The sequence below is a fragment of the Enterococcus sp. 22-H-5-01 genome, assembly GCF_050310005.1.
Taxonomy (GTDB): domain Bacteria; phylum Bacillota; class Bacilli; order Lactobacillales; family Enterococcaceae; genus Enterococcus_A; species Enterococcus_A hailinensis.
Window position 1 is genome coordinate 554,660 of the sequence record NZ_CP189993.1, and the last position, 15,482, is coordinate 570,141.

The window sequence follows — 15,482 nt, forward strand, 5'->3', positions numbered from 1 at the left end:
CGGATCTCTTTTTATAACCACTAGATGGAATAAGGAGCTAATATGGAAAAACAATATAATCTAATCGCAACTGCCGCAGCGGGAATCGAAGCGTTGGTAGGAAAAGAATTAAAAAATTTAGGTATTGATTGCCAAGTAGAAAATGGCCGGGCGCGCTTTAAAGGGGATCTAGAAACAATCGCCACTGCTAATTTATGGTTGAGAACAGCTGACCGTGTTAAAATCATTGTCGATGAATTCGATGCCTTTTCTTTTGATGAGCTTTTTGAAAAAGTAAAAGCTATTCCTTGGGAAGAATTTCTACCGATGGATGCGGAATTCCCAGTAGCAGGACGTTCAATTAAGTCAAAACTTTATAGTGTACCGGATTGCCAATCAATCACTAAAAAAGCGATTGTCGAACGGTTACGTGAAGTGTATCATCGTCCAGCGCGTGTGCCATTACCTGAAACGGGTGCTTTCTTCCAATTGGAAGTCGCACTTTTAAAGGACCACGTTGTTTTGACAATCGATACAACTGGACCAAGTCTTTTCAAACGCGGATACCGGTTAGAAAAAGGTGGAGCACCGCTAAAAGAAAATATGGCAGCCGCTTTAGTCATGTTAACAAATTGGCGGAAAGACCGACCATTCTATGATCCGGTTTGTGGTTCAGGTACATTATGTATTGAAGCCGCACTGATCGGACATAATATCGCCCCTGGTTTTAACCGTGAATTTGCTTGTGAAGCCTGGGATTGGTTTGATCCTAAAGTTTTTGAAAAAGTCCGGGCAGCTGCAGATGAAGCAGCTGATTATGATATCGAATTAGATATCGCTGGTTCTGATATTAATGGTCGAATGGTCGAAATTGCTCGCGCAAATGCTGAAGAAATTGGATTAGGAGATTCAATTACTTTCACACAACGAGCAGTAAAAGATTTCAAAACAGAAAAAGATTATGGTGTGATCGTTGCCAATCCTCCTTACGGTGAACGATTGGGAGAAGAAGAACAAGTCCGTGTCTTATATCGTGAGATGGGGGATGTGTTCCGTCCATTAAAAACTTGGAGTAAATATATTTTAACTAGTGATTTAGCCTTTGAAGAATTCTATGGAGCAAAAGCTACAAAAAAACGTAAACTATACAATGGCGCTATCCGTACTGATTTATTCCAATACTGGGGAGAGAGACCACCAAGAAAGCCTCGGACAGATGGAGAATAATAAATTAGTTGCTGTCCGTCAATATGCTTATCAAAAATTAGGTCAAGATCGAAGTGGTCATGATTTTTATCATGTCGAGCGAGTGGCTAAGATTGCCAAAAAATTGGCGACTGAAGAAAATATTACTGATACCACTCTTATTCAAACAGCGAGTTATCTTCATGATGTCATTGATGACAAAGTGATAGAAAATGTTGAGAGTGAAAAAAGAGATCTTAAAAAGTTTTTAAAAAAACTTGAATTTTCTCATGGCGATATCCAGGAAATATTATTTATTATTGAAAATATCTCTTATTCTAAAGAACTTGAATATGGAAAAGCTGAACTTTCTAGAGCTGGTAAAATCGTGCAAGATGCAGATCGAATAGAGGCCTTAGGGGCCATTGGTATTTTACGTACAGCTTATTACGGTGGGCATACTGAAAGTCCATTGTACGATCCAACTATAAAACCGAAAGAATTTGAAACAAAAGCAGAATATCGCGAGAAAAGTACTGTAATCAATCATTTTTATGAAAAATTATTCAAATTACCGTTATCAATGAATACAGCAGCTGGTTTGAAAGAAGCCAACAAACGTATGGAATTTATGGAAGAGTTTTTAAAAAGATTTTATAAAGAGTGGGAAGTTTAAAGAAATGTTAAGTAATATGCTTGTGATTTCTCTTTTTAGGACATTTTATTTCCAGAGCAACTCCTTTTTTCCTATAATGTATTCAAGTTAGGAGGAGCTCTGAATGTTACATCGTGAAGTATTGAGTCCCGAAGAAGTTTTAGAAAAGATACCCGACTTAGATGAGGGCGTATTTGCCATTCGTTGTGAAATGCCATTAAAGACCTATCAAATTATTTTATATAAATATCAAGAAGATTTTTTCTCGATTGAAAATCCTGCATTGCTTAATAGTCTACTAAGTAAAAGTGAATATGATTTTGGTAGTTCTGACCAATTGCTAGATAAAATTGAACTATCTTTCGAGGATAATCATTACGAACCAACCACTAAAGATTGGGTAACATTAGACTTAAACACATTAAAGTGTAAAGATAATGTTGAAATACAATTTTTTGATTTAGAAGAATAACAGGGTCCCTGTTATTCTTTTTTTCTGAATTGACGGAATAAATAGTAAAAATTGATTACACTTAAAACTGCTCCTAATATAAGCGGTACGATCAAGCGACCTTGACTATAACCAAAGTTTGTAGTGAAACTATCTGTTGAAGTAATCTGTACGACTGATTGGCTATAGTTATAAACTTGATAGCTGAAGGTTGTTAAAAAAACCGATACTAAAGTTAAGACAAAACGTCGATAGTCAGTTTTTTTGGCTCTTTTAGCAAAATAAAAAATCATATAAATAATCATCAATCCGGCGGGAACGCCGAAAGCAAAAAGTGGGTTGAGCATAGGTGGATCCTCCTTGTTAATTATCAATTTGCGATGCATTTATTTTACCACACTCTATTAAAAATCCAGCTTGTTTCGAAAAGTTGGTAAGTAGTTTAGTTAAAATGAGGGATTTTAGTTTATGAGTAGTTATGTATTTCCAATCAAAGCAGCGGTATTGAGCTTTCCATTTTTAGCTATGCTGATAACAGCACCATTTTTGATTTATTATTATCGTAAATATGGTCAACTTGGGAAGTTACGCAGCTTGATTTTATATTCATTTGTTTTTTATTTACTATGTATTTATTACTTAGTAATTTTACCTTTGCCGAGCATTGATACAGTAGCACAAATGACTGGACCACGATATGAATTACATTTATTTCAATCCTGGTATAATTTTTTGAATCAAACGGTTCTGCAAGTAAGTAACCCAAGTACTTATTTACCGGCCATGAAACAAAGTGTTTTTTTAGAACCTATATTTAATATTGCGTTATTGTTTCCTTTAGGCGTCTATTGTCGGTACTATTTTAAAATGTCACTACTTAAAACGATAGTGATCAGTTTTTGTGTTTCTTTGTTTTTTGAATTAACACAGCTGAGTGGACTTTACTTTATTTATCCTAGACCGTATCGTCTTTTTGATGTCAATGACTTACTGCATAATACAATCGGTGGGACGATCGGTTTTTTATGTGCACCATTATTTACGTTCTTTTTACCAACACGAAATGAGCTGGATTCAGAGTCTTTGGCCAAAGGACAAAAAGTTTCTTTATTACGTCGTTTTGTCGCCTTTATGATTGATTGGTTCGTGATTGGACTTGCGACGTCATTATTGAGTCTTATCCCAAACCCATTGCCAAACAAGTTGATTACGTTACTAAATTATTCTTTTGTTTCCTTTGTTTTAGAAGTGATCATTTATTTTATGTTACTGATGTATTGCTGGAACGGCCAAACGATTGGTAAAAAAGTTGTCCGGATTCAAGTTGTAGAAGAGGGACAGGAACATATTCGATTTATTTGTTTGGTAAAACGTTATAGCGCCTTTTATATTTTATTAAATGGCTTATTACAAATTTTTCAGTATACAATGACCCACCTGCCGCTCAATAACCACACGGTTTTTATTGCTTATGTGACATTTGGTTTCATTAGTTTAGGAATTTTACTTTTATTTCTATTCAACTTATTGTATGCTCTCATAAGAAGTAAAACCCGCCTATTCCATGATAAAGCGAGTCAAACGTATACGATTAGTACGTTAAAGAAAGAGGTATAACATGCGAACTTTTGAATCATTCAATTTTCAACCATTTATTCTTGAGTCGATTAAGGATAAAGGTTTTACTGAACCAACTGCGGTTCAAGAAAAATTAATTCCCTTAATTAAAAAAGGAAAAAACGTTATCGGACAATCACAAACAGGTTCCGGTAAAACACATACATTCTTATTACCATTGATGGACAAGATTGATCCTAAAAAAGATGAAGTCCAAGTTTTGATCACAGCGCCAAGTCGTGAATTAGCGACTCAGATCTATCAAGCGGCGGTTCAAATTGCACAATTTTCAGCTGAAGAAATCCGAGTGACTAATTTTGTTGGTGGAACAGATAAACAACGCCAAATCGATAAATTAGGTTCACGTCAACCTCACGTTGTTATTGGGACACCAGGACGTATTTTAGATATGATGAATGAACAAGCTTTAAAAGTTCATACAGCAAATTATTTTGTAGTTGATGAAGCGGATATGACATTGGATATGGGCTTCTTGCATGAAGTCGATCAAATCGCTGGACGTTTGCCAAAACACTTACAAATGTTAGTTTTCTCAGCAACGATTCCAGAAAAATTACGTCCATTCTTATTAAAATATATGGAAAATCCTGTCATTGAAGAAATCAAATCAAAAGCGGTTATTTCAGATACAATTGAAAATTGGTTGATCCCAACTAAGGGGAAAGACAAGAATCGTTTGATTTACGAATTGTTGACAATTGGTCAACCCTATTTAGCGATTGTTTTTGCAAATACAAAACAAAATGTTGATGAAATCAGCGACTATTTAAAAGCTAAAGGCATGAAAGTTGCTAAAATCCATGGTGGAATCACACCGCGTGAACGTAAACGTGTGATGCGTCAAGTTCAAAACTTGGAATATCAATATGTTGTCGCAACTGACTTAGCTGCTCGTGGGATCGATATTGAAGGTGTTTCTCATGTAATTAATGCAGAGATTCCTCAAGATTTAGATTTCTTTATTCACCGCGTCGGTAGAACAGGACGTAATGGCATGTCTGGAACAGCCATCACATTGTATAGTCCAAGTGATGAAAACAGCGTAAGCATGATCGAAAATCTAGGGGTTACTTTCCAACCAAAAGAAATCAAAAATGGTGAGATTTTAGATACCTATGATCGTAATCGTCGTAAAAAACGTGAAAAATCAAAAGATGAACTAGATCCAACATTAATTGGTTTAGTGAAAAAATCGAAGAAAAAAATCAAACCTGGTTATAAGAAAAAAATTGACCGCGCAATTTCTGAATCAAATAAACAAAAACGTCGTCAATCACGTCGTCAAGAAGAACGTGGCGCACGTAAAAATAAAAAACGATCAAATTCATAAACCAAAAAAACCTTGTATCCTTATTATTTGGATACGAGGTCTTTTTTCATTTTTACGCAAGGAACGCCATCTTCTTCGAAAACAGCTGATACAACTGAATAACTATTTCTCTCGTAAAAAGCTTGTGCGGTGATCTCTGCTGATAGCTTTGAAGTTGTACAATTTTCATTTGAAGCTCGTGTTTCAATTTCTAATAATAAAGCTGTTCCTAATCCTAAATTGCGATAATCAGGATGGACACAAAGACGATCTGGATTCAAACAATTTTGCTCGGACTTTTGGTAACGAACAGTAGCGACCGGGAGAGGGCCATCAAAAATAACCAAGTATTCTCGATCGTTAGCGTCCAGTGGATCAAATTCTAAGTTTGGCAAAATTGATTGCTCCAATACAAAGACGAGATAGCGCAAATAGAAGGCTGACGCTCGAGTGCTTGGACTAGCATCAAATATTTTCTCCATCTAATTCCTCATTTCTATTGGATAATGGTATAATTTTAACATATGAGTGTTGGAGGAGGCAGAAAACATATGAACTTATTAGAACAATTGGATTGGTCATATTGGAAACGATTGACACCAAAAGAAAAACGTACCCTATTAAGCCAACTTTTGCTTCATTTTGTGAACCCCTTAATGAAGATCACCGATATTGAATTAAAAGATTTTGAATTGTTTGGAATAAAATGTCAAACCTTTCAATTAGTTATCGATGACGAAGAATTCGTATTTGTACCCGGAAATCAAAAAGCAATCTTAGGCTGGAATCTGGGGACTAAGGGATTATCTTGTTAGAAACAGCACCAAATTCTCATGAAATCACGATCCCTAAAGAATTACGTGGTCAGTATAATTTCTTTGACGTTGATTCCTTAGGAGAATTGATCAACGAGAAGACATCTAATTTACGTAAAGTCCAAATCCCCCCAATGTTCGTTCAGCGTCGGGCACTACCAGCGGGAACGAATTATTTAGGAGTTTATGATTCTGTGACTGGAGGATTTGAAGGTGAAGCGGATCAATTTTCAACGATCGAAAAAGAAATCAAAGATGTTTTATCGCCTAATCTGACGCCAGCAGAAAGTTTGACTTGGTCTTTTCCTAAAAATGTTTTATCAGATGGACAGTGGTATATTGAAATGATTCCTAATTCAGATTGTTATGCGGTCTACAACCACGAACGCCATACTTACGCTAGTTTAAGAAAAAAAATTCGTCGTAAAAATTTTGATTTATTGACTGAAGATCAGTGGGAATATGTAAACGGAGCAGGCAGCCGTCGTTTATTTCGTTGGGGAAATGATCTAGCAGTCAACGATCTTTATCGGGGCAAAAAAATCCAAAAAACGATGACAAGATCAAATATGTTTGGGTTGTATTTCGATACTTCAATGACTCGTTTTGAACTAACCGAAGATCCTGGCGTTTTAAAATTAAAAAATCAGCAAAATAATACAGGAATTCCAATCGTTGACTTTTTACCATTATCTACTTATTACGTGAATGATATAACGATGCTAAAAGAAGATGAAATTTTGGCGCCTAGTGAATATCTATACCGCAAGGCAATTTTAATCAATATCTAGTTTGACTTTTGTCCTAGTTTTTTCTATACTCTAAAAAGGATATGGTTTATTTTTTAACGCTCCCACAGAAAGTACACGATTGCTGAAAGCTGTACGTTGCGAAAGATAGATTGCTCCCGAAAAACTTTGATTGAAAAATCAACGCTGCTCAGCGTTAACGAGATGAAGAGGTAATGATCAAACTATCATTGCAATCAAGGTGGTACCGCGAATTTTCGTCCTTGACTGCAGTGGTAGTTTTTATTTTTTTGAAAAGAGGAGAATACATGAAAAAATTATCAAGCGCTGAAGTGCGCCAAATGTTCTTAGATTTCTTTAAATCAAAACAACACATGATCGAACCTAGTGCATCATTGGTTCCTGTCAACGATCCAACTTTACTATGGATCAATTCAGGTGTTGCTACAATGAAAAAATATTTTGATGGAAGTGTCGTACCAGAAAATCCACGGATTGCGAACGCTCAAAAATCAATTCGGACAAATGACATCGAAAACGTCGGGAAGACTGCTCGCCACCATACAATGTTTGAAATGTTAGGGAATTTTTCGATTGGTGATTATTTCAAAGTTGAAGCAATCGAATGGGCTTGGGAATTTTTGACTTCTCCAGAATGGATCGGATTTGATCCTGATAAATTATATGTGACTGTCTATCCAGAAGATAAAGAAGCAAAACGTATTTGGCTTGAAGAAGTTGGAATCCCTGCGGATCACGTCGTAGAGATCGAAGACAACTTCTGGGATTTAGGTGCTGGCCCAAGTGGTCCGGATTCAGAAATTTTCTATGATCGTGGCGAATCATTCAATGATTTAGCTGAAGATGATCCTGAAAATTACCCTGGTGGCGAAAACGAACGTTACTTGGAAATTTGGAATCTAGTATTCTCAGAATTCAACCATACACCACAAGATACGTATGAACCATTGCCGCATCAAAACATTGATACGGGGATGGGCTTAGAACGAATGGTTTCGATCATTCAAGATGCACCAACCAACTTCGAAACAGATTTATTTTTACCAATCATTGGTAAAGTAGAGGAATTAAGTGGTAAAAAATATGGTGTGGACAAACAACTAGATGTTTCATTTAAAGTTATTGCTGACCACATTCGTTCATTAGCTTTCGCAATCGGAGATGGCGCTCTTCCTTCAAATGAAGGACGCGGTTATGTTTTACGTCGTTTACTACGTCGTGCAGTTATGCATGGTAAAAAACTGGGTATCGATCAAGCATTTTTGTATAAATTAGTTCCTGTAGTAGGTAACATCATGGTGAGCTATTACCCAGAAGTCAATCAACAAGAAGCTTTTATTGAGAAGGTCGTTCGTACGGAAGAAGAACGTTTCCACGAAACAATCAATGATGGTCTAACAATGTTGAACAATGTGTTAGCAGAATTGAAAACAAAAAATGAAACAACTTTAGATGGTAAAGTCATCTTCAAATTATATGATACATTTGGCTTCCCAGTTGAATTAACTGAAGAAGTCGCAGAAGATGAAGGACTTAAAGTCGACCATCAAGGTTTCGAAGTAGAGATGCAAGCACAAAAAGAACGAGCACGCGCAGCACGCTCAACAGAAAAATCAATGGGTGTCCAAACAGCATTACTGGGAGACATCAAAGTTGAAAGCAAGTTCGTTGGTTATGATCATTTAGAAAGCGAAAGTGAATTATTAGTGGTCTTACAAAACGATGAATTGGTTTCTGTTGTCAATGAAGGTGAAGCACGTCTGATTTTCGCTGAAACACCGTTTTATGCTGAAATGGGTGGGCAAATTGCCGATAAAGGGATCATCGTCGACCAAGCTGGTAAAATCATTGCGAACGTCACAGATGTTCAAAAAGCACCAAATGGTCAAGCGATGCATACGGTTGAAGTTCTTTCAGCTTTAAATGAAGGCGAAAAATACTTCTTACAAGTGAATGCCGCATTCCGGAATAAAGTCATCAAAAACCATACAGCGACCCATGTCTTGCATAAAGCTTTAAAAGAAATTTTAGGTGACCATGCAAACCAAGCCGGTTCATTAGTGACCGATAAACATTTACGTTTTGACTTCACTCACTTTGGCCAAGTTACGGCAGATGAGTTGAAGGAAATGGAAAAAATCGTCAACCAAAAAATTTGGGAAGCTATTCCAGTTGTAACGATTGAAACAGATATCGATACTGCTAAAAATATGGGGGCTATGGCACTCTTTGGTGAAAAATACGGTCACGATGTTCGGGTCGTAAATATTGGTGATTGGTCAATCGAACTTTGTGGGGGAACTCATGTAGCCAATACTGAAGACATTGGTTTATTCAAAATCGTTTCTGAATCAGGTATCGGAGCGGGCGTACGCCGGATTGAAGCTTTGACGGGAAAAGAAGCGTATGAAGCATTCCGTGAAGAAGAAGAGCAATTAGTTCAAGTAGCTCAAATCGTGAAATCACCTCAAATCAAAGAAGTGGTAAGCAAAACAGAACAATTGCAACAACAATTACGTGAATTACAAAAAGAAAATGAACAATTAGCAACGAAATTAGCAAATCAACAAGCTGGCGATGTCTTCAAAGACGTGAAAGAAATCAATGGAACGACTGTGATTACTGCTCAAGTCAATGTTAAAGATATGAACCAACTTCGTCAATTAGCAGATCAATGGAAACAAAAATCGTTATCTGACGTTCTTGTATTAGGAACTGTTCAAGGTGAAAAAGTAAATCTATTAGCTGCGATGAGTCCTGAAGCAAATCAAAAAGGACTGAAAGCTGGCGATTTGATCAAAGCAATCGCACCTAAAGTAGGCGGTGGCGGTGGTGGCCGTCCAGATATGGCGCAAGCCGGAGGTAAAAATCCAGCTGGATTAGCAGACGCATTAGCAGAAGTAACTAACTGGTTAGCATAAAAATTAAAAAGTAGTCGCATTGTGCGACTGCTTTTTTTTCGTATGAAAAACTTCACATTTGTCATAGCATGTTTCTTTCAAAGCATAGAGAGATTCTGTATAATTCTAAGTGAAATCATTTTGAAAAGAGGAATTCATTTGGGAATTGTTGAGCAAATTATTTGGCTAATCTTTGTTATCAATGCAATCAGTGCGATTGTAACTGTATTTCGTAAACCAAGAAATATCACCACGATCTGGGCCTGGCTATTAACCTTGATCTTTTTACCAGTCTTAGGCTTTTTAATTTACGCTTTTTGTGGCCGAGGAATCGATGGCGAAACGATGTATCGCTTTGAACAAGAGGATGAGAAACGGGTAAAAGAAATCAATGAGATCATCCAGCATGACAATCGTCATGTCGATTACAATGCACCGGATCAACTTTATCCAGCAGCAAATGCATTAGTAAAATTCTTTAAAAATCTTGATGAATCGCCTTTATCGATTCGAAATGAAGTAGCGTTCTTTTTGAATGGGACAGATAAATTTGAACGATTGTTCGTTGATTTGCGAGCAGCAAAAAGTACGATTCATGTAGAATATTATGCTTTTTTTGATGATAAGATTGGGAATCGTTTTATGCGAATCTTAGAGGAAAAGGCAGCTGAAGGTGTAGAAGTTCGAATGATCTATGATCCTTGGGGTGCACCAAAAACAGATAAGAAGTTTTTTGAAACATTGATTAGGAACGGCGGGAAGGTTACTGCCTTTATCACTTCGAGAAATATTTTAGCAAAAACACGTTTAAATTATCATTTGCATCGTAAAATAGTTGTTGTTGATGGACAAATTGGTTGGACTGGCGGGTTCAATGTTGGCGATCAATACTTAGGAGAGTCTAAGCGCTTTGGTAATTGGCGCGATACACATGGTCGAATTGAAGGAACAGCGAGTTTTACGTTGCAAGAAATTTTTATCCGTGACTGGAACGCTTCGGTAAAAGACAAATCGCAACGGATGAGTTACTTACCAGAGTATTTTGTTTTGCCAGAAAAAGAGATCACTAAAGGTGTTGGGATGCAAATCGTAGCTGACGGTCCTGATACAGGAACTCAAGTAATTAAAGACGGTTTTGTTCGCTTGATTATGTCAGCAGAAAAAAGCGTTTGGATTCAAACGCCCTACTTAGTTCCTGATGAAACAATGATTTCTGCGATTTTGATCGCTGTTCGATCAGGGATCGATGTTCGAATCATGATTCCGAACATGCCGGATCATCCATTCATCTATCGGGCGACTCAGTATTATGCAAACTACTTACATCAACGTGGAGTGAAGATTTATCATTATGCCGATGGATTTATTCATTCGAAAACAATGGTCGTAGATGATGAACTTGCGACTTTTGGTTCAACCAACCAAGATATCCGCAGCTACGAATTGAATTTTGAAGTCAGTAGCTTTATTTATGATCCTGAAATCGCTCAACTGTTCAAAAAAATATTTGAAGACGATATGCAAGACTGTATCCTGTTAACAGATCAAATAATTGCGGACCAATCAAGATGGCTGACTTTCAAGCAACAGTTCTCACGTTTATTATCACCAGTTTTATAATTTTTTACGTAAACCTTGGCGGGCAAGATTGTCCGCCCCTTTATTTTTTGCCTCAGGGATCCATTGCAGTACTAGCAGAGGAAAATGTGGAGATAATTCATTAAACTCTGATAAATATGGCAAAAATTGCTTGTTTTTTGTTTGTCCTTGGTCTAAAATTTTTATTGCAGTTTTACTATCTGAATACAACAAAACAGACTGCTCATTTAAACGATGGTCAATCAAGTAATGTAAGGCATAAATGATTACAGCCAATTCTGCTTGATGATTATTGTCTTCTGGTAAGGGAAGAGAGAGCTGTTTTTGTTTGTCTGAAATAATCAAGATGCCGCCGCCGCTTCTTTGCGTATTGGTTGCAGCATCCGTATAAACTTTTAGCATATGTATCATCCTTTAATTAGAGTAGGAGCAGGTAAATGAAAAAAAAGCGTTATTTTTGGCAACCCGAACTATCCATTAGTATTATTTACTGGTCATTAACATTCATCATTCTATTTTATGGTTTGATTTTAACGCTTGAGAAGACTCATCCCTATTTACAAGGGAATATCTTTATTGGAATCTTTGTCGTCTTCTTGATCATGGGTTTCCATCGGTATCTAACCTTAGATAAATCAGGAGTCAAAGTTCGTTATATGCGCATATGGAGACTAGAAACAATCTCTCATGAGCATATAGATTACTTGATCGTGTGTAAAGATGGAATCGTGATTCAAAGAAAAGGCCTTAGTGGGGCAACCTTTCATTTTGCAATGAAGAAAAAAACGAAGAATACCTTTGTCGAAACGTTTGTCGACTATTTTCCTGAAATCGAAGTCAAAGAAATAAACGAAAAGATCAGCCGCAACTGATCCTTTCGTTTATTTTTTTTTCACATGCGCCGCTTGCATTCCGCGTGCGCCTTCGACAATTACAAATTCAACTTCGTCACCAGGCTCTAGAGTTTTAAATCCATTTTCTTCAATAGCAGTAAAGTGAACAAAAACTTCTTGGGTTTCTTCATAGCCGATAAAGCCATAACCTTTTTTTTCATCAAACCATTTGACAACGCCATTATTCATTACAAACACTCCTTTGCAATTGCTGGTTTTATTATACGTGATGAAAACAAAAAATGCGAATCTATAAGTTTGCAATCTTGAGTAGTGTTTTTCTTTCAGCAATTCGTTATAATAAAGTGAACGAATAAAAAAGTATATTTTTCTGAGTAATGTTCGGGAAAGGGAGTTTTTATGAAAACTGATATTGAAATATCTCAAGCAACGAAATTAGCACCTATTACGGAGGTCGCTGAGAAAATTGATTTAACTTTTGATGATCTGGAATTACATGGCAAATACAAAGCAAAGATTGAATTTGCTGCATTGGATCGAATGAAAGAAAATCCAGAAGGAAAATTGATTCTTGTAACTTCAATCAATCCCACTCCGGCCGGCGAGGGTAAATCTACCGTTACAGTTGGTTTAGGCGATGCACTAAACAAAATTGGAAAAAAAGCAGTGATTGCATTACGTGAACCATCTTTAGGTCCTGTTATGGGAATCAAAGGTGGCGCTGCAGGAGGCGGTTATGCTCAAGTATTGCCAATGGAAGATATCAATCTTCACTTTACAGGCGATATGCATGCCATCACAACTGCAAACAATGCGCTATCTGCTTTATTAGACAACCATATCCACCAAGGAAATGAATTGAACATTGATGCTCGTCGAGTGATTTGGAAACGAGCAGTTGATTTAAATGATCGTGAATTACGTTTTATTACAGTTGGCTTAGGAGGTCCGATCAATGGTGTACCAAGAGAAGACGGTTTTGATATTACAGTAGCAAGTGAAATCATGGCGATTTTATGTTTAGCGAATGGAATCAAAGACTTAAAACGACGGTTATCAAATATCGTTGTCGCTTATACATTTGATCGTGAACCAGTTACAGTAGGTGATTTACGAGTTGAGGGCGCGTTAGCTTTAGTATTAAAAGATGCCATCAAACCTAATTTAGTTCAAACGATTTACCAAACACCTGCCTTTGTTCACGGAGGACCATTTGCTAATATCGCTCATGGCTGTAATAGTATTTTAGCGACTCGAGCAGCGCTGCACAGCGGTGATTATGTAGTGACAGAAGCTGGATTCGGTGCGGATCTAGGTGCTGAGAAATTTTTAGATATCAAAGTCCCAAATCTAGGAAAAGCTCCAGATGCAATCGTGATCGTAGCAACCATTCGTGCCTTGAAAATGCATGGCGGCGTACCGAAAACAGAATTGAGCGCTGAAAATACAGCTGCATTAACTGCTGGTTTTAGTAATTTAGCCAAACATATCAGTAATATGCGTAAATATGGTGTCCCAGTAGTAGTAGCAATCAATGAATTTATTAGTGATACTGAAAAAGAAATTACGCTACTAAAAGAATTATGCGAAAAAGAAAATGTTAAAGTTGAGTTAGCAAGTGTTTGGGAAAAAGGTCCAGACGGTGGAATCGAATTAGCTCAAACAGTGGTGGAAACGATTGATACTGAAGAAAGCAAGTATCATTCGATCTTTACACATGAAGATGATGACTTAACTGAAAAAATCGAAACCATCGTTCAAGAAATTTATGGCGGAAACGATGTAATCTATACCAAAAAAGCGCAACAACAATTAGCGACCTTCAAAAAATATGGTTGGGATCGTTTGCCGGTCTGCATGGCAAAATCGCAATATTCATTATCGGATGACCCAAGTAAGTTAGGTGCTCCAAGTGATTTTGATGTGACGATTCGCGAACTTGTTCCTAAATTGGGGGCCGGATTTATCGTGGCTTTGACGGGCGATGTAATGACGATGCCAGGATTACCAAAAAAACCAGCTGCCTTAAAAATGGATGTTGACGAACAAGGTAATGCGATCGGTTTATTTTAAAAAAATTTTTTTCAGAGGAATCTCTCTATCAGAGGTTCCTCTTTTTTTGCATACAAATCTTTATTATTGAATATTTAATTATTTTCAAACCTATTTATTTAATAAAAAACCATTGACTTGTATATTTTGTAGACGTATAATCATCTGCAACAACAAGTTTGTAATTGTATTATTATTCAATTTTAAGGAGGGACTAATTTGAAAGTTTCTATTATTGGAGTTACGGGATATGGCGGAATGGAACTGGTTTGTCTTTTATTAAAACACCCTGAAGTCGAAATTATTTCTCTCCATAGTCATTCACAGTCCGGAAAAACAGTCAATGAGGTTCTGCCTCAACTAAAAAAATTGATTGATTTGCCGATTAAAACAATTGACACCAAGCAAATCATGAAAAATGCAGAACTTGTCTTTTTAGCGACACCTTCTGGGGTTTCTAAAACAATAGCATCAGATTTTATCGCGGCTGAATTTCCAATGATCGATCTGTCAGGAGATTTTCGTTTGAAAGAACCAGTCCAATATGAAAAATGGTATAAAAATTCAAGTGTTCAAGAAAATTATTTGGAAAAGTTTGATTATGGATTGGCAGATATTAAATCAGAATATGCAAAAAAATTCATTGCAAATCCAGGATGTTACGCTACAGGGACGTTACTTTCATTAGCGCCGCTAGTCCAAACAACTAACATCGACGTGAATTCGATTATTGTAGACGGTAAATCGGGATTGTCTGGTGCTGGGAAAAATTTAACAGAAACCAGTCATTTTGTAGCCGTTAATGAAAATATGAGTCTCTACAAGATGAATAGTCACCAACATATTCCTGAAGTTATCCAACAATTAAAAGAGTGGAATCAAGAAATTTCAGCAATCCAGTTTTCGACCTCTTTGATTCCAGTGACTAGAGGCATTTTTATTACGACGTATGTTAAAAGTAAACAACTTTTTGAAAATGGGGAAGTTGAAAAACTCTTTCGAACTTTTTATCAGGATAATTATTTTGTACGAGTCCAAGATCCGGGAAGTTATCCCAGTCTAAAGCAAGTAATTGGATCAAACTTTTGTGATATTGGTGTTGCTTACAATCCAGCTACTAAAATAATCACCGTTGTAACTGTGTTAGATAATTTAGTTAAAGGTGCTGCGGGCCAAGCAATCCAAAATTTAAATAAATTAGCTGGCTGGCCTGAAGAACTCGGCTTAAAAATGTGCCCAATGTATATTTGAGATAAAGAGATGAGGGATTAGAGT

16 protein-coding genes are annotated in these 15,482 nt (G+C 36.7%); 12 read left to right on the top strand and 4 right to left on the bottom strand.

Annotation, left to right across the window (positions count from 1 at the left end):
• Positions 1 to 42 precede the first annotated feature (42 nt).
• The 3 genes from ACQKTA_RS02825 to ACQKTA_RS02835 all read left to right on the top strand — a co-directional run bounded on the left by ACQKTA_RS02825 (position 43) and on the right by ACQKTA_RS02835 (position 2,291).
• Positions 43 to 1,206: a class I SAM-dependent RNA methyltransferase gene (locus ACQKTA_RS02825; RefSeq protein ID WP_332580468.1), complete on the top strand. Its 1,164-nt coding sequence runs from the start codon at positions 43 to 45 to the stop codon at positions 1,204 to 1,206.
• Positions 1,196 to 1,840, top strand: a complete 645-nt coding sequence (locus ACQKTA_RS02830) for an HD domain-containing protein (protein WP_427814106.1) — start codon at positions 1,196 to 1,198, stop codon at positions 1,838 to 1,840. The genes ACQKTA_RS02825 and ACQKTA_RS02830 overlap by 11 nt, the downstream gene beginning before the upstream one ends.
• Before the next feature lie 103 nt (positions 1,841 to 1,943).
• Positions 1,944 to 2,291, top strand: coding sequence for a hypothetical protein (locus tag ACQKTA_RS02835; RefSeq protein WP_407856996.1), 348 nt, complete (start codon positions 1,944 to 1,946; stop codon positions 2,289 to 2,291).
• A gap of 11 nt (positions 2,292 to 2,302) precedes the next feature.
• Here the strand turns inward: ACQKTA_RS02835 and ACQKTA_RS02840 are convergent, their stop codons facing one another.
• Complete coding sequence (locus ACQKTA_RS02840) at positions 2,303 to 2,617, bottom strand: hypothetical protein (RefSeq protein ID WP_427814107.1); 315 nt, start codon at positions 2,615 to 2,617, stop codon at positions 2,303 to 2,305.
• Positions 2,618 to 2,738: 121 nt separating this feature from the next.
• On the opposite strand from ACQKTA_RS02840, the gene ACQKTA_RS02845 reads away from it, so the two are divergent.
• Both ACQKTA_RS02845 and ACQKTA_RS02850 read left to right on the top strand, forming a co-directional pair.
• Complete coding sequence (locus ACQKTA_RS02845; protein WP_427814108.1) at positions 2,739 to 3,887, top strand: VanZ family protein; 1,149 nt, start codon at positions 2,739 to 2,741, stop codon at positions 3,885 to 3,887.
• 1 nt (position 3,888) lies between these two features.
• Positions 3,889 to 5,238 carry a DEAD/DEAH box helicase gene (locus ACQKTA_RS02850; protein WP_427814109.1) on the top strand — a complete coding sequence of 450 codons (1,350 nt, stop codon included), beginning with the start codon at positions 3,889 to 3,891 and terminating at the stop codon, positions 5,236 to 5,238.
• A gap of 23 nt (positions 5,239 to 5,261) precedes the next feature.
• Here the strand turns inward: ACQKTA_RS02850 and ACQKTA_RS02855 are convergent, their stop codons facing one another.
• On the bottom strand, positions 5,262 to 5,699 hold the full coding sequence (locus ACQKTA_RS02855; protein WP_427814110.1) for a GNAT family N-acetyltransferase: 438 nt from the start codon (positions 5,697 to 5,699) through the stop codon (positions 5,262 to 5,264).
• Positions 5,700 to 5,768: 69 nt separating this feature from the next.
• Between ACQKTA_RS02855 and ACQKTA_RS02860 the strand changes: the two genes are divergently transcribed.
• From ACQKTA_RS02860 to cls, 4 genes are all read left to right on the top strand, one after another.
• Positions 5,769 to 6,032, top strand: a complete 264-nt coding sequence (locus ACQKTA_RS02860; RefSeq protein ID WP_427814111.1) for a hypothetical protein — start codon at positions 5,769 to 5,771, stop codon at positions 6,030 to 6,032.
• Positions 6,026 to 6,823 (top strand): DUF7278 family profilin-like fold-containing protein, encoded by a 798-nt coding sequence (locus ACQKTA_RS02865; protein ID WP_427814112.1) that lies wholly within the window; start codon positions 6,026 to 6,028, stop codon positions 6,821 to 6,823. The genes ACQKTA_RS02860 and ACQKTA_RS02865 overlap by 7 nt, the downstream gene beginning before the upstream one ends.
• A gap of 266 nt (positions 6,824 to 7,089) precedes the next feature.
• Positions 7,090 to 9,723 carry an alanine--tRNA ligase gene (alaS, locus tag ACQKTA_RS02870; RefSeq protein WP_427814113.1) on the top strand — a complete coding sequence of 878 codons (2,634 nt, stop codon included), beginning with the start codon at positions 7,090 to 7,092 and terminating at the stop codon, positions 9,721 to 9,723.
• 138 nt (positions 9,724 to 9,861) lie between these two features.
• Positions 9,862 to 11,322, top strand: a complete 1,461-nt coding sequence (gene cls, locus ACQKTA_RS02875; RefSeq protein ID WP_427814114.1) for a cardiolipin synthase — start codon at positions 9,862 to 9,864, stop codon at positions 11,320 to 11,322.
• Here the strand turns inward: cls and ACQKTA_RS02880 are convergent.
• Entirely contained in the window at positions 11,317 to 11,703 is a 387-nt protein-coding gene (locus ACQKTA_RS02880; RefSeq protein ID WP_332580613.1) for a ribonuclease HI family protein, read from the bottom strand. The two genes, cls and ACQKTA_RS02880, sit on opposite strands and share 6 nt — an antisense overlap.
• Before the next feature lie 35 nt (positions 11,704 to 11,738).
• Between ACQKTA_RS02880 and ACQKTA_RS02885 the strand changes: the two genes are divergently transcribed.
• Positions 11,739 to 12,173, top strand: coding sequence for an EbsA family protein (locus ACQKTA_RS02885; RefSeq protein WP_427814115.1), 435 nt, complete (start codon positions 11,739 to 11,741; stop codon positions 12,171 to 12,173).
• A gap of 9 nt (positions 12,174 to 12,182) precedes the next feature.
• On the opposite strand, the gene ACQKTA_RS02890 is transcribed toward ACQKTA_RS02885, so the two are convergent.
• Complete coding sequence (locus ACQKTA_RS02890) at positions 12,183 to 12,383, bottom strand: cold shock domain-containing protein (protein ID WP_332580615.1); 201 nt, start codon at positions 12,381 to 12,383, stop codon at positions 12,183 to 12,185.
• 171 nt (positions 12,384 to 12,554) lie between these two features.
• On the opposite strand from ACQKTA_RS02890, the gene ACQKTA_RS02895 reads away from it, so the two are divergent.
• Both ACQKTA_RS02895 and argC read left to right on the top strand, forming a co-directional pair.
• Positions 12,555 to 14,228 carry a formate--tetrahydrofolate ligase gene (locus tag ACQKTA_RS02895; RefSeq protein WP_427814116.1) on the top strand — a complete coding sequence of 558 codons (1,674 nt, stop codon included), beginning with the start codon at positions 12,555 to 12,557 and terminating at the stop codon, positions 14,226 to 14,228.
• A gap of 198 nt (positions 14,229 to 14,426) precedes the next feature.
• The gene (argC, locus tag ACQKTA_RS02900) at positions 14,427 to 15,458 is read left to right on the top strand and encodes an N-acetyl-gamma-glutamyl-phosphate reductase (protein ID WP_427814117.1); all 1,032 of its coding nucleotides are present in this window, start codon (positions 14,427 to 14,429) and stop codon (positions 15,456 to 15,458) included.
• The last annotated feature ends 24 nt before the right edge of the window (positions 15,459 to 15,482 follow it).

Coding starts and splice junctions, on each gene's coding strand:
- ACQKTA_RS02825 (WP_332580468.1), top strand. CDS start 43: ATGGAAAAACAATATAATCTAATCGCAACTGCCGCAGCGGGAATCGAA.
- ACQKTA_RS02830 (WP_427814106.1), top strand. CDS start 1,196: ATGGAGAATAATAAATTAGTTGCTGTCCGTCAATATGCTTATCAAAAA.
- ACQKTA_RS02835 (WP_407856996.1), top strand. CDS start 1,944: ATGTTACATCGTGAAGTATTGAGTCCCGAAGAAGTTTTAGAAAAGATA.
- ACQKTA_RS02840 (WP_427814107.1), bottom strand. CDS start 2,617: ATGCTCAACCCACTTTTTGCTTTCGGCGTTCCCGCCGGATTGATGATT.
- ACQKTA_RS02845 (WP_427814108.1), top strand. CDS start 2,739: ATGAGTAGTTATGTATTTCCAATCAAAGCAGCGGTATTGAGCTTTCCA.
- ACQKTA_RS02850 (WP_427814109.1), top strand. CDS start 3,889: ATGCGAACTTTTGAATCATTCAATTTTCAACCATTTATTCTTGAGTCG.
- ACQKTA_RS02855 (WP_427814110.1), bottom strand. CDS start 5,699: ATGGAGAAAATATTTGATGCTAGTCCAAGCACTCGAGCGTCAGCCTTC.
- ACQKTA_RS02860 (WP_427814111.1), top strand. CDS start 5,769: ATGAACTTATTAGAACAATTGGATTGGTCATATTGGAAACGATTGACA.
- alaS (WP_427814113.1), top strand. CDS start 7,090: ATGAAAAAATTATCAAGCGCTGAAGTGCGCCAAATGTTCTTAGATTTC.
- ACQKTA_RS02880 (WP_332580613.1), bottom strand. CDS start 11,703: ATGCTAAAAGTTTATACGGATGCTGCAACCAATACGCAAAGAAGCGGC.
- ACQKTA_RS02885 (WP_427814115.1), top strand. CDS start 11,739: ATGAAAAAAAAGCGTTATTTTTGGCAACCCGAACTATCCATTAGTATT.
- ACQKTA_RS02890 (WP_332580615.1), bottom strand. CDS start 12,383: ATGAATAATGGCGTTGTCAAATGGTTTGATGAAAAAAAAGGTTATGGC.
- ACQKTA_RS02895 (WP_427814116.1), top strand. CDS start 12,555: ATGAAAACTGATATTGAAATATCTCAAGCAACGAAATTAGCACCTATT.